This window comes from Leptospira bouyouniensis, from assembly GCF_004769525.1.
Lineage (GTDB): Bacteria > Spirochaetota > Leptospiria > Leptospirales > Leptospiraceae > Leptospira_A > Leptospira_A bouyouniensis.
Genome location: NZ_RQFT01000010.1, coordinates 250,610 through 263,171, shown reverse-complemented (window position 1 = coordinate 263,171; position 12,562 = coordinate 250,610). Strand labels below are relative to the sequence as shown.

The window sequence follows — 12,562 nt, the reverse complement described above, 5'->3', positions numbered from 1 at the left end:
AATTATCCCCTAATGGTCAGTTCCGAACCGAATGGTTTTACAGCACTCCCTAGAGGGGGATATTTAGTCGATACATCAGAAGGGTATATCCAGTTCGGATCCCCTCCTGAAACAATTAAGGACACCATGGGGTTAGAAAAACAAACCCCTTTGGTGTTTGTCCTCCCTAACAAGTTCTTCCATGTGGAAAAAGGCATCTCAATTGCCGAACTTGAATTCCCCATTTATTTTAATTTCTTCTTTCGTGGTGGCAAAAAAACCTTTATCGTTTGTTCTGCTGAACAGAAAGAACAGCTAACCATTGTTCTTGGGGAATCGCTTATGGGTCCTCAAGAAGTAAATCTATCTTCTGAATTTATCGATGGTGCTGAGAGTTATGGGTTTCCCGATATCAAAGCCGAAATGGCATACTTTCGTAGTTATAAGTCAATGGAAGAAGTGGTGGAATTTGTTTTGTTTGATGATTCCCACAAAGCAAAGTTTGGTGGAATCACAATCGAACAACTCCCCTCCAATGAATTCCTTGTTGTGGATGGTGATAAAAAAACCAAAATCCCAGGTGAAGTAGATTTCCATGTCAAATATGATATTGGAAAACGATTAGAAGAACCTTTCCAACCACCACTCATTGGCATCACCTGCCTTGGACCGTCACACGGCTTTGACCCAAGTGACAACACTTCTGGCTTTATCATTTGGTTGAATGGCCAAGGAATCATGGTGGACCCACCTGTAAACTCAACGGAATGGTTGAGGGAGTCCAATGTAAATCCTAAGTTTATTAACTCTATCATCCTTACCCATTGCCATGCAGACCATGATGCAGGAACCTTCCAAAAGATATTAGAAGAATCCAAAATCACAATTTATGCTACAGCAACAGTGATGGAATCTTTTCTTAAAAAATATTGTAGTCTAACAAAGATTCCACGTAAGGAAATCACGGATTTATTTGATTTTATCCCAGTGGTGATTGGAAGGCCTACTATCATTAATGGTGGAGAATTTTATTTCCACTATGCCATTCATTCCATACCTTCTGTTGGATTTGAATTCTTTTTCCAAGATCAATCCTTCTATTATACATCTGACCACTTAAATGACCCAGAAGCTTTTGAGGATATGTATAAAAAAGGTGTGTTACCAGAAACTAGATACCAATTCCTAAAAGACTTTCCTTGGGATAGAAAAATTATCTACCATGAAGCAGGTGTCCCTCCTCTTCATACTAAAATCAGTTATTTGGCATCCTTACCTGAAGAGGTACAAAAACGAATCACGGTTTACCACATAGCAGCCAAAGATATGCCAAAAGGGAACCACCTAACACTGGCTAAGTTTGGCATTGAAAATACTTTGTATCCTGAGATCACTCCTCCCAAACACCAAGAGGCATTCCAACTCTTAGAAATTTTATCTCAGATTGATATTTTCTCTGGATTTCCGATTGAGAAGGCAAAAGAATTTTTACAAATCGTAAAGGAAGAACGTTTCCGTCGTGGGGAACAAATCATCAAAAAAGGTACCCATGGGGATCGGTTTTTCATCATTGCCTCTGGGAATGTTCGGTTTGAAGGACTCTCCAGTGACCATTCTGCCGTAAAACGCTATGGAACTTACGAGTATTTTGGAGAGGCATCCCTTATCCTCGATACAGTACGCCAGGCCGATGTGTATGCTGAAACCGATGTGCTTGCCTTGACCATTGAAAAAACGAGATTTTTCCAGTTTATCCGCGGCTCAAAACTCCACGAAAACCTCATCAAACTGAATAGTATCCGAGAGACCAATACGTGGAAAACGCTGACCGAGTCCCAAACCTTCCGAGGGCTCACCAGTTACCAAGTCACCCAACTCGAACTGATTTTAAAATTAGAGACAGTCAAAAAAGAAGCCGTTCTCATCGAAGAGAACCAAACCTTCCAAAATGCCTACATTGTGCGGTCAGGAACAGTGGTTGTGATGCAAAACCACAAAACCATCCGGGAACTGGGAGCTGGGGATTTTGTCGGTGAGATTTACTCGCTAACCAAAGGCCTCCCTTCTCATTTCAGTTTTATTGCTTGGCCAGGCACCGAACTCTATGTGCTTTCCCAAGAAGACGCCATCCAGTACATTAAGAAAAATCCTGGCGTCTATATGAAGCTGAACACTGTTTATAATTGACCTCAATTCGCCATTTCTGTAACATTTCCATATCAAGGAGTCACAAATTTTATGGAGCGTATCCTCCCTTTTACTGAAGAACACCAACAATTCCGCGAGATGGCTCGGAAATTTTTTGAAACAGAAGTCAAACCACACCATGAAACATGGGAAAAAAACCACATTGTGCCAAAGGAAGTTTGGAGAAAGGCCGGAGATAACGGATTACTTTGTCCCGATGTTCCAACCGAATACGGTGGATCTGGAGCCGATTTTCTATACAACATCATCATCATCGAAGAATCATCTCGAGTGGGAAACAGTGGTTTTTTCATTTCCCTTCACAACGATGTGATCGCTCCGTACATTTCGACCTATGCCAGCGATGAACAAAAGAAACGTTGGTTGCCAAAATGTGCTTCGGGTGAATCCATCCTTGCCGTTGCGATGACTGAACCTGGTGCTGGTTCGGATTTAAAATCCCTTCGAACGAGTGCAGTCGATAAGGGTGATCATTTTGTAGTCAATGGACAAAAAACGTTTATCTCTAATGGACAACTTGCTGACCTCATCATCACAGCAGTGAAACACGATAACGGAACCATTTCTCTTGTCATGATTGAAGAAGGCATGAAAGGATTTGAACGTGGCCGTAACTTAGAAAAAATCGGACTCAAAGCACAAGATACATCAGAATTGTATTTCAATGATGTGATTGTTCCCAAATCCAATCTCATTGGAAAACAAGGACAAGGGTTTCGTTACCTCATGCAAAAACTTGCACAAGAACGATTGGTATTAGCAGTCGCAGCCGTGGAAGCGACGCGACTTGTACAAACCATCACACTCCAATACATCAAAGAACGAAAAGCCTTTGGCCAAAAGATTGGATCTTTTCAAAATACAAAGTTCAAAATGGCTGAGATGGCAACAGAACTTGAGATGGCTCAAGTTTTCTGCGACAAAGTTGTTATGGAACACATGAAAGGTGAAAATACAACTGCAGAAGCTTCTATGTGTAAATGGTATGCGACTGAAATGCAAAAACGCCATACAGATGAGTGTTTACAGTTCTTTGGTGGATACGGTTATATGATGGAGTATCCTATTGCAAGAGCATACCTCGATGCAAGGATCCAAACTATCTATGCTGGAACCACTGAGATCATGAAAGAAATCATTGGTAGAAGTTTAGGTTTATAAAAACAATAAATCGAAAGAAAACATATATAGTGTTTTCTTTCGATCGTGAATCAGATAAAACCAGGCTTACGCCTGGTTTTTTTATCAAAACTTTCCAACTTGGTTTTAAGAATCAGTAAGTAAACTGTAAGGAAAACTTACCTCATACCATCCAATCATACTCTTTGATTCCCAATTCAAAGATTTGATTCATTGCCACTGAATCCTATTTCTACACTAGCTACGTCTTTACGCAAATCCGATGTAAGTCGCATGGAACAAAAATGTGGACCACACATCGAACAAAAATGTGCTTTTTTCATTCCATCTTGTGGTAGTGACTCATCATGGTACGACCTTGCCAGTACAGGATCAAGAGAGAGAGCAAACTGGTCTTCCCATCGAAATTCAAACCGTGCTTTGCTTAACAAATCATCACGTTCTTTGGCACCAGGATGTCCCTTCGCAAGGTCTGCGGCATGGGCAGCAATTTTATAAGCAATCACTCCATCTTTTACATCTTGTTTGTTCGGAAGGCCTAAATGTTCTTTGGGTGTCACATAACAAAGCATAGCGGTTCCATACCATGCAATCATCGCTGCACCAATGGCAGATGTGATATGGTCATAACCAGGTGCAATGTCTGTAACAAGTGGACCTAGAGTATAAAATGGAGCTTCCATACAAATCTCTTCTTGCAATCGAACATTCTCTTGAATGAGGTGCATCGGTACATGACCCGGTCCTTCCACCATCACTTGTATGTCATCTGCCCAAGCACGTTTTGTGAGTTCCCCCAATGTCTTTAATTCTGCAAATTGGGCAGCATCATTGGCATCATTGATACAACCTGGTCGTAACCCATCCCCAAGAGAATAAGAAACTCCATATTTTTGCATCACCTTAGAGATTGCGTCAAAATGTTCGTATAAAAAGTTTTCCTTTTTATGATGATTACACCACTTTGCCAAAATCGAACCCCCTCTTGATACAATCCCTGTGATTCGTTTTTCTGTTAGGTGAACATATTCACGCAAAACTCCCGCATGGATTGTAAAATAATCCACACCTTGTTCTGCTTGTTCTTCCAAGGTTTCTAAAAATACACCAATATTTAAATCCTCGACTTTACCTTTTACCTTTTCTAACGTTTGGTAGAGAGGAACAGTTCCAATCGGAACAGGAGAGTTCCGAATGATCCATTCCCTTGTTTCATGGATGTTTTTGCCAGTGGACAAATCCATCACAGTATCAGCCCCCCAGTGGAGAGCCCATCTTAGTTTTTCCACTTCGTCTTCTATGGAAGATAAAATGGCAGAATTTCCGATATTCGCATTGATTTTAACAAGGAATTTTTTCCCGATAATCATCGGTTCCAGCTCCAAGTGACGTTTGTTAGATGGAATTATGGCACGACCAATTTTTACTTCGTTCATCACAAATTCGGGCGCCATCCCTTCTCGTTTAGCAACATACAACATCTCTTCTGTCACTATGTTTCGTTTCGCATAATAAAGTTGGGAAAAATTAGTTTCACCCATTTTTTCTCTAGTTTCAATCCATGATTTTCTTAGTTTCGGGATTCCTTGTTTATAATCATATGTTTCTTCATGGATACAATACATGCCCTCTGTGCGGTAAGTTTTGTATTCAGTTCCATTCGACAAAGGAATGGTTGTTTCAGGTGTAAACATTCCGTTTACTGGTAAATAGTTTGGATTGTTCTCAGACATGCGATTTCCTTGGCCGGAATCACTCATCACTGGTTTGGATGGAAAGGAAAAGGTTTATCACAGACGTTAAAATCAATAAAAACCATTTCTATGGAACATGGCCCATGATAGTTACGATGGAATATTTTTTTTCCGTTTCCCTTCGCAAGTATTACCAAGATCAGGTTCAAAAAGGGTATTTCTCAGCCGAATTTTTGGAAAACCAAAAACCTTAGGCACCCCTAACGGTTATTTCTTATCTCTTTGGATTCTCATTTTTTGACAACAAAATTAACTGAAGAGAATTATGGTTTAGTGCTCATGACCTTATTTTTATTTTTTCGTGGCAAATACTTTGCCTTCATTTGATTGTATTTCACTTTTGAAAGGATATTTTTTTCCCATTCCAAAGGGAATTCATCACCAATCAAAAAACGAAACAATCGATACAAAAATGAAACCTGTTTCCAATACACAATGTTCTTTGCTTCATTGTATAAATTTTTGAATTTTCGATTCGTCAAAAAACTTTTTTTAACACTGGGATAATTCTCCATCAATGTTTCAAAGATGTATAAAGTATGATCACCTTCATAATGGTGTTCGATGATTTTTTCCATCACAATATTGGCAGAGGAAATGTCTTTCGAAAGGAAAACCCAATAAAAAGTAGAATTATAATAGTATTCACAATACATTACATCATCAGCTTTTTGCAATTCTAAAATCACACGATCATTTCCTGTGTACAGGCTCTGGTCGATTAACAAAAAACGACTAATAAAATTATCACCCATCTTTAGCATTGTATAAAGAATTTCAAAATGTTGTTTGGCTTCAATCGCTGCTTTTTCTTCCGATATTTTTTCCGCTTTTGTTGCTAATATTTGGTATATTTTGACAAACTCGAGAATTGGAAATTCTTCAGCAGTAAGAGTGGACTGGATCGTTTCTAAAAATTCGATTTGAGGCAAATAGGATTTGTTTCGTAGTTCATCAAACTTAGAATCCATTATTTTTTCTTTCATTCCTTGATAACTTACTTTTAAACCTGGATCTAATTCGATGAGTTTTGGAACTATTTTCTCTTCAAAAAAACGAGAGTATTCCTGTTCTTTTTGAATCGCATCCGTTGTATCATAGTAAACCCAACCGAGTGTTGGCAAAAAAAAGTAAATTTCTGAATTGGTAAATCCATCTTCTAAATATTGGATTAATTCTTCACGAAATTCTATTTTGATTTCGAATGGAGATTCAAAATCGTATAACATCTTCCTTATGATAGAGATGGGTTTGGAATTTAACGTTTCGATTGGTATTTGTAAGAAGTCACTTGTCTCTTTTTGGAAGTTATCCACCAAAAAATTCTGAAGGTTTACAAAGGATCTTGCGGCGATGGCATTAAAAGCAAAGGCATATTTTTCTTCGACCCTATCCCCCGAATAGGATACAATGGCAAGCTCTACATGTAAAGGTTCTATCAAATTATAAAAGTTAGGAATATCATTTGCAGTTTGTTCTTCTTCTTTTCGAATCAAAAAATAAATAGGCATTGCCAATTCATTATCCAATAAATTTTGAATGAGTGAAACCATACCTTTCCCATATATTTTTAGTTCATTCTCTTTGATTGTTTCCGAATTGAGTTGAAAGGCAAAATAACTTTGGTTTAGATCTGGAACACATAACTTTCGTAAACTAGACAATACCTTCGCTGCTTGGTCTGTTAACATCAACTCCCTTTTATGGGAATCGAACAAACTGTCCAAAAAGATGGGAGTGTAAATTTTGAGTTGGTCTAAACGGGAAACTCCCGAAAGCCGGAACATTGACATAATTCCACCTATAAACCATAGAGGCATCCGATTTTCCTATGGAATTGGATACAAGTCTAGATAGAATCATTCTAAGTAGCAAATGTAATTTTAGAATATTTGAAAAAACGAAATTAGTTGAAGGTAGTGATTACCCAAGATGGAATTATAAATCTACGTTTGAAAGCTGCGAAAACTAATCCCAAATTAAAAATCTCAAGGCGAAAGTAAAACGATAACGAACAATTGTTTAGTTTAAAACGCGACCTTGCCTGACCATTCGGTTGACATACACTTGCAAGTCTTGTTTGCCTTTGGGTCCCATCGCGGTAAATTGGACACCGTATACACCTGATTCCTTCGATTTTTTCCCAATTTGTTTGATCACACCTTTTGCCAAAAAATCTGCTAAATCCCCTGGCAGTGCGACAAGGATCTCAACGGTTTCATTCATATCCCATTCGTCAAAATGGTTTGGAGCCACAATCCCGATACCGCCCAAACTAATGTCACTAGCATGTAATACATCCAAAAGTGCCGTACCCATCAAATGGATCTCGACTGGTTCATTATCTAGGGGTTTGACGCGAGCATATTTCCGTTTTTCTTGGATAGGAGCCATAAGAGAAAAAAGGCACGGATTTCTTTGTCTGTAAACTAGGAAATTCTGCGGTGCTCATTTGTTAAGAAATCGTAGACCAATCTCCGATATTTGGTATGATAGGGGCTTCATGAGAATACGTACGTTCACAGTCATAGTTTTTCTGAGTTCCATTATTCTGTCTCCTAACCAAACGGAAGCAGGTGTTACGTGTACGGGTGATGCGTGTTCAATTTTACCTGCATCCATCCAATCTCAAATCAATAATTTAGACCAAGCCTTACAATTACAATATACGGACAAAGTTCTCGCCACGATGTCGGAAGCCGCTGTTGTTTCTAATATCAATTCGTCAATGATGGGGCCAGGGATTGTGAACAGATTCCAAGTTGGACTTGGTGTAACCGTAGCCGGTCAACAAAAAGAAGACATTAATGTTGTGTACCAAAATCTAAGTTTTCAAAAATTGCCCAATGTAGGTGCATCCCTTGCACCTAACTTTGTTGTAGGGGTAAATTTAGGTTGGCTAATGGGTGGTGGACCATCTGACACGGAACCCGAACTCAAAACATTTCTTCATCGTTTCAATTTATACTTACATGGATTCAAATTTAATTTTGCTCAAGGTGATGTACAAAAAGCAATCGAATCTCAGAACAAGAATGTGGATTTAGGTGGAGACATTACAAGTGGTGGATTTACACTGAGATACCATTTGATTGAAAATTATTCTGATGGAATTGGTTTATTTGAATTTTCAGGAATCTCTATGGGTCTTGGTTTGCACTACCAAAAGCAAACCATTGATGTTACATACAACGACAACAAAGCTCAATCCCTCACGTTAGGACCAGCGATTGGAACTTGGGGTGGGGCAACTACTTTCAATTATGCAAGTACGGTTACAAGTGTTCCCATTGACCTTCGAACAGGATTTCGGTTATTCTACTTTTTTACTTTATTTGCCGGTGGTGGAACTTCCATGAACTTTGGTAATTCTTCCCTAAATCTGACAAGGTCGGGTCCCCTTGTTCTTGCACTGGATTCAAGTGCAATCTCTGCTTCCTTATCCCCGGAAATTGCTGCACTGATCCCTGCGTCTGCACTCGGACAATCTAGGTCTGGGACATTGACGATGGACATTAGCGGGAAAGCACAAGCACCTAACACGACTAATTTTCTCATTGCAGGGGTTGAGGTCAATGCCCTGATCACAAAGATCACAGTCGAAGCCGTGGTCGCACAAAATGTGCAATCCGTGATGGTTGGAGCAAAATTTACCTTTTAGTGCTACTTCTGGCATCCTTTTTGCAATTTAATTCTTAACCGAGTTTTAGAACCAGTGCGGGCATTTCCCGACACCTATTGTTTAAGTTCTAAACAAATTGCATAAAATAAAGGAGAGCCCTATGACACAAGTCATGCAAGAAATCAAAAAACCCATCCTACATATCTCTTGTGTCCCAAGAAAAGATACCACTCTTCTTAAAATTTCCCTCTCTCAGGATGATTTAGGGATTTTGTATCGGGTGACGTCAGTCCTCTTCCACCACAGATGGGATATCCTAGAAGCAGTTGCAGAAACAGCAAGTGATGGCCATGTCCAAGATTTATTTGTCATTCGGAGTTGGGATAATGCAGAGATGACAGAAAATTTATTATCTCAAATTCGCTCTGATTTGTATGCACTGTTTTATGAAGGAAAGTCAGTGGCAATGTACCTTCGCGAAAATGGGAAGGAAGAAATCCTTGTTCGTAAGATTGGAGATTCAGAAGCATCGCTCAAACTTTATAACCCCATTTCTTCTGATTTTACTGTGATGGATTTGCGGATGAAGGACATCCCTGGAATTTTATTCCAAATCACGGAAGCACTTTACCAACTGGGAATTGATATTATCAGTTTCACGGCGAATAGTTTTGATGGAAAAATTCGAGATAGTTTTTTAGTCCGCACTTCTCTCACAGGAGAGAAGTTAGATGAAAAATTGATGTTCCCAATGTTACGAGCAAAGTTAGAGTCAATTCTCTAAGTTTGTTTTTCTTTTTGAAAACCAAGTAATACGGTAAACCCACAAAGTAAAACAAAGGAGATAAAAAACGCTACTATTGGGCCTTTTTGAAAGTATAACAAGGAAAATACGACGGGAGAGACCGCTCTCCCAAGTGATCCAAAACTTCTAAAGAGTCCGAGTGATCTACCTAAGTCCCCTTTCCCACTTTCAAGTGAGGCAAAGGAACTAAGTCCTGGGTTTACCAGTGCACTTCCAAAAGCCAAAAAGAATAACGAAACAAATAAACCTTTGAATTCAGATCCAATCAGAACTAAAAGTGCCATCCCAAGGACCACAAACATTCCACCATAAAGTGAAATTCGTTTTTCTGATATTTTTCCAGACAATCGTCTGACCAAACCACCTTGTACAAGTATGATGATGATTCCTATATACAAAAATGTGAATCCAATTTGTTTCGGAGTAAATGAAAACGTATCGGAAAGGAAAAAATTCACCACAAATTCAAACCCAGAAAAACTAAGAACAAACAATAAATTGAGAAGAGAAATTCGAACCAAATTCCTCGATTCTATTTTCTTTAAAGATAAGAAGGGATGGATTTCTTTTTCAGGGACTTTTTCTGGTTTTGAAGCAGGTAAAAATAAATACACAAGCACCATAGAAACTAACGATACAAGGATTGCAAAAAAGGCAGATGCAGGGAAAATCACAAAGTCCCCATCTTTGTAGAATGAATCAAGGAATGTCCATTGTGAGCTGATTCCGCCAAGAAGTGGTCCCATCACAAAACCTAACCCAATCCCTGCTCCAAGTAATCCCATTCCGGCTGCTCTGGATTTTTCATCCGTTTGGTCGGCCATTGCTGCAGAAGCAACAGATAAATTCCCACCCATCATCCCTGTAATGACACGACTGAGAACAAACATCCAAAATTGAGACGATAAGAGCCAAAGCATATACCCAAGTGTATTTCCGAGTGTGGTAAAGAGTAATATGGCACGACGACCAGAGTGATCTGACAATCTTCCCCAGACAGGAGCTGCCAGAAATTGTAAAAAACTATACATACTTCCTAAAATACCACCAAACAATACAAAGGTGTATTTTGTATCACCTCCAAATGATAATATATTGGCGAAAGAATAAAATGTTCGAAAAAATATATCATCACCTTTTGCTAAAAAAAACTCCAATGTTTTTGGAAAAAGTGGAAACAAAAGGGAAAATCCCATCATATCAGTAAAAACAATTAGAAACAAAATGAATTGTATTTTTTTAGGAGACTGACTCATCAGAGCTAGTCTCTGAAAACAAATAAAAAAAGCCACAGAAAACTCTGTGGCTTTTAATGATTTTCATCAATTTATTCTAATTAGGATTTTGATTTTGCTTTGTCGATGAGAACCTTTAATTCATCTAACGTTTGTTTCAACTTCTCTTTTACTTGCGGTGGAATTGCAGTGTCAATCTGTTGGTAGATAGATTGGTAGTTTGTTTGTAACTTTGCTACAATTTCATCATAACTAGCGTTAGTTTTACCAATCGCACCTTGTGCATCTGCAATTGTTTTGCTTAATAGATCACGAATTTTTTGTGTTTCAGCGGATTTGTCTAATTCCCCTTTTGACTTTAACTCATTATAAACTTTTTCTAAGTCTACAATTGATGTTTTTAATTTTTCTTCTCCTGAACGAAACAAAGCGATTCCAGCGTTAACAACATCCATTACCAATTTTTCCATACAACATTCCTACTGAAGGGACAAAACCCTTGATTTTGGATTCTAAGTGTAGTTAGAAGGAATGCGGATTACAATTAAAAAATTCCCTTCCTACCAATTTCTATGGGACATAGTAAAATTTTAACAGAGTTAACTGTTTTCGATGAGTTTTTTGATTTGGTCTCGGATTTTTGCCGCAGTTTCATAATCTTCTGTTTTGAGGGCATTTTCCAAAGTTTCTTCCAAAATTTGAAGATTCGATTTGGGAAGCGCTTGGATTTTTTTCTCAGAAGAAATGTTTTCCCCTTGGATCTCATCTTCTTTCATGATGATACCAGTTTCATCTAACACTGATTTAGCGATAAAGATCGGAGCATTGGCACGAAGGGCAAGTGCAATGGAATCAGAAGGTCTTGCATCTAAGGTGATAATTTCTTCATCACGACGGAGTTGGATTTTTGCATAAAAGGTGCTGTCCACAATCTCTTCGATTGTGATCTTAAGAACTGTTGCCCCAAGAGAAGTTAACATATACAACATCAAATCATGTGTCATAGGCCTTGGTGGTTTTGTACCATCAATGACAGTGGTGATCGAGTGAGTTTCGAGTGGTCCGATGAAAATGGGAACCACACGTTTATCTTCCGAATCTTTTGGGCGCAGGAAAACGGCAAAACCAACATTGGTCAGGCTGATATCAGAAATTTTTACTTCATAAAACTCCATACAATATCGTTCCCTTTCCTGATTTGTGGGCCCAGAAGGGCTCGAACCTTCGACCCGCAGATTATGAGTCTGCTGCTCTAACCAACTGAGCTATAGGCCCCACTGACTTCCAATCTTTCGGGGAAATAAGTAGAGACAAGCACAAAACAAGTGACTGGTCATTAAAGCGAAAGAAACAGGTTGGATTCAAAAAAATCCGTGAGATCTTTCCTGTCGGTTTTCCATTGCAACCAAATCCAAAGGTATGGTTTCTCGTCCATTCGTATCCAAACTTGGTTTCGTAATGCATTTTGGTTTCGGACTTGGTCCGCTTGGTAAATTTGAAATGTTTGGTTCGTAATCGTTTTTTGAAATTGTTTGGGAGAAATTCCTTTTTGGAATACGGATCCACCCCAAAGATTTTTGTCAGTTATGGGTTCACTCCAAGGTAAGATTCGGATGACCATAAAAAAACCATCCCGTTTGGCAGGATAAACAGTGAGTTTTTTTTGGACGGTGGATTCAAATTTGACGACGACGGGTTCCGGGAATAAAAAAGAAATTGTTTCCCACTCAAAGTTTTGGTTTGGTTCCACAAGTGTCTGGGAAAGGATCGTATTAGATAGACTTCCCATTACCAAAAGGAAACAAATCAAAATCTTCAT

General features: G+C 38.8%; 11 protein-coding genes, 1 tRNA gene and 1 riboswitch. Of the genes, 4 read left to right on the top strand and 8 right to left on the bottom strand.

Features of this window, described 5'->3' with window-relative positions; all coding sequences use genetic code 11:
- Positions 1-12: 12 nt before the first annotated feature.
- Both EHQ43_RS11465 and EHQ43_RS11460 read left to right on the top strand, forming a co-directional pair.
- Positions 13-2,166: a cAMP/cGMP-dependent 3',5'-cyclic-AMP/GMP phosphodiesterase gene (locus EHQ43_RS11465; protein WP_135743042.1), complete on the top strand. Its 2,154-nt coding sequence runs from the start codon at positions 13-15 to the stop codon at positions 2,164-2,166.
- A gap of 51 nt (positions 2,167-2,217) precedes the next feature.
- Positions 2,218-3,348 carry an acyl-CoA dehydrogenase family protein gene (locus tag EHQ43_RS11460; protein WP_135752942.1) on the top strand — a complete coding sequence of 377 codons (1,131 nt, stop codon included), beginning with the start codon at positions 2,218-2,220 and terminating at the stop codon, positions 3,346-3,348.
- Positions 3,349-3,524: 176 nt separating this feature from the next.
- On the opposite strand, the gene thiC is transcribed toward EHQ43_RS11460, so the two are convergent.
- The 3 genes from thiC to EHQ43_RS11445 form a co-directional block, all read right to left on the bottom strand.
- Positions 3,525-5,060, bottom strand: coding sequence for a phosphomethylpyrimidine synthase ThiC (gene thiC / locus EHQ43_RS11455; RefSeq protein ID WP_135771257.1), 1,536 nt, complete (start codon positions 5,058-5,060; stop codon positions 3,525-3,527).
- Positions 5,061-5,180: 120 nt separating this feature from the next.
- Positions 5,181-5,293, bottom strand: a riboswitch (TPP riboswitch).
- Between the two features lie 51 nt (positions 5,294-5,344).
- Positions 5,345-6,874, bottom strand: a complete 1,530-nt coding sequence (locus EHQ43_RS11450) for a hypothetical protein (RefSeq protein ID WP_135771286.1) — start codon at positions 6,872-6,874, stop codon at positions 5,345-5,347.
- A gap of 229 nt (positions 6,875-7,103) precedes the next feature.
- Positions 7,104-7,475: a PilZ domain-containing protein gene (locus tag EHQ43_RS11445; RefSeq protein WP_135743039.1), complete on the bottom strand. Its 372-nt coding sequence runs from the start codon at positions 7,473-7,475 to the stop codon at positions 7,104-7,106.
- Between the two features lie 109 nt (positions 7,476-7,584).
- On the opposite strand from EHQ43_RS11445, the gene EHQ43_RS11440 reads away from it, so the two are divergent.
- Positions 7,585-8,742, top strand: coding sequence for an Lsa36 family surface (lipo)protein (locus EHQ43_RS11440; protein ID WP_135752944.1), 1,158 nt, complete (start codon positions 7,585-7,587; stop codon positions 8,740-8,742).
- 121 nt (positions 8,743-8,863) lie between these two features.
- Complete coding sequence (locus tag EHQ43_RS11435) at positions 8,864-9,487, top strand: ACT domain-containing protein (protein ID WP_135743037.1); 624 nt, start codon at positions 8,864-8,866, stop codon at positions 9,485-9,487.
- Here EHQ43_RS11435 and EHQ43_RS11430 read toward each other — a convergent pair.
- From EHQ43_RS11430 to EHQ43_RS11410, 5 genes are all read right to left on the bottom strand, one after another.
- Complete coding sequence (locus EHQ43_RS11430) at positions 9,484-10,764, bottom strand: MFS transporter (protein WP_135771256.1); 1,281 nt, start codon at positions 10,762-10,764, stop codon at positions 9,484-9,486. The genes EHQ43_RS11435 and EHQ43_RS11430 overlap by 4 nt on opposite strands.
- 80 nt (positions 10,765-10,844) lie before the next feature.
- Positions 10,845-11,213: a phasin-related domain-containing protein gene (locus EHQ43_RS11425; RefSeq protein WP_135743035.1), complete on the bottom strand. Its 369-nt coding sequence runs from the start codon at positions 11,211-11,213 to the stop codon at positions 10,845-10,847.
- A 129-nt stretch (positions 11,214-11,342) separates the two neighbouring features.
- Positions 11,343-11,918 (bottom strand): bifunctional nuclease family protein, encoded by a 576-nt coding sequence (locus EHQ43_RS11420; protein ID WP_100727504.1) that lies wholly within the window; start codon positions 11,916-11,918, stop codon positions 11,343-11,345.
- A gap of 26 nt (positions 11,919-11,944) precedes the next feature.
- A tRNA-Ile gene (locus tag EHQ43_RS11415) sits at positions 11,945-12,018 on the bottom strand.
- A gap of 61 nt (positions 12,019-12,079) precedes the next feature.
- Complete coding sequence (locus tag EHQ43_RS11410) at positions 12,080-12,562, bottom strand: hypothetical protein (protein WP_208731033.1); 483 nt, start codon at positions 12,560-12,562, stop codon at positions 12,080-12,082.

Excerpts from the sequence above, each read along its gene's own strand:
- EHQ43_RS11465 (WP_135743042.1), top strand. The coding sequence starts at position 13 with ATGGTCAGTTCCGAACCGAATGGTTTTACAGCACTCCCTAGAGGGGGA.
- EHQ43_RS11460 (WP_135752942.1), top strand. The coding sequence starts at position 2,218 with ATGGAGCGTATCCTCCCTTTTACTGAAGAACACCAACAATTCCGCGAG.
- thiC (WP_135771257.1), bottom strand. The coding sequence starts at position 5,060 with ATGTCTGAGAACAATCCAAACTATTTACCAGTAAACGGAATGTTTACA.
- EHQ43_RS11450 (WP_135771286.1), bottom strand. The coding sequence starts at position 6,874 with ATGTCAATGTTCCGGCTTTCGGGAGTTTCCCGTTTAGACCAACTCAAA.
- EHQ43_RS11445 (WP_135743039.1), bottom strand. The coding sequence starts at position 7,475 with ATGGCTCCTATCCAAGAAAAACGGAAATATGCTCGCGTCAAACCCCTA.
- EHQ43_RS11440 (WP_135752944.1), top strand. The coding sequence starts at position 7,585 with ATGAGAATACGTACGTTCACAGTCATAGTTTTTCTGAGTTCCATTATT.
- EHQ43_RS11435 (WP_135743037.1), top strand. The coding sequence starts at position 8,864 with ATGACACAAGTCATGCAAGAAATCAAAAAACCCATCCTACATATCTCT.
- EHQ43_RS11430 (WP_135771256.1), bottom strand. The coding sequence starts at position 10,764 with ATGAGTCAGTCTCCTAAAAAAATACAATTCATTTTGTTTCTAATTGTT.
- EHQ43_RS11425 (WP_135743035.1), bottom strand. The coding sequence starts at position 11,213 with ATGGAAAAATTGGTAATGGATGTTGTTAACGCTGGAATCGCTTTGTTT.
- EHQ43_RS11420 (WP_100727504.1), bottom strand. The coding sequence starts at position 11,918 with ATGGAGTTTTATGAAGTAAAAATTTCTGATATCAGCCTGACCAATGTT.
- EHQ43_RS11410 (WP_208731033.1), bottom strand. The coding sequence starts at position 12,562 with ATGAAGATTTTGATTTGTTTCCTTTTGGTAATGGGAAGTCTATCTAAT.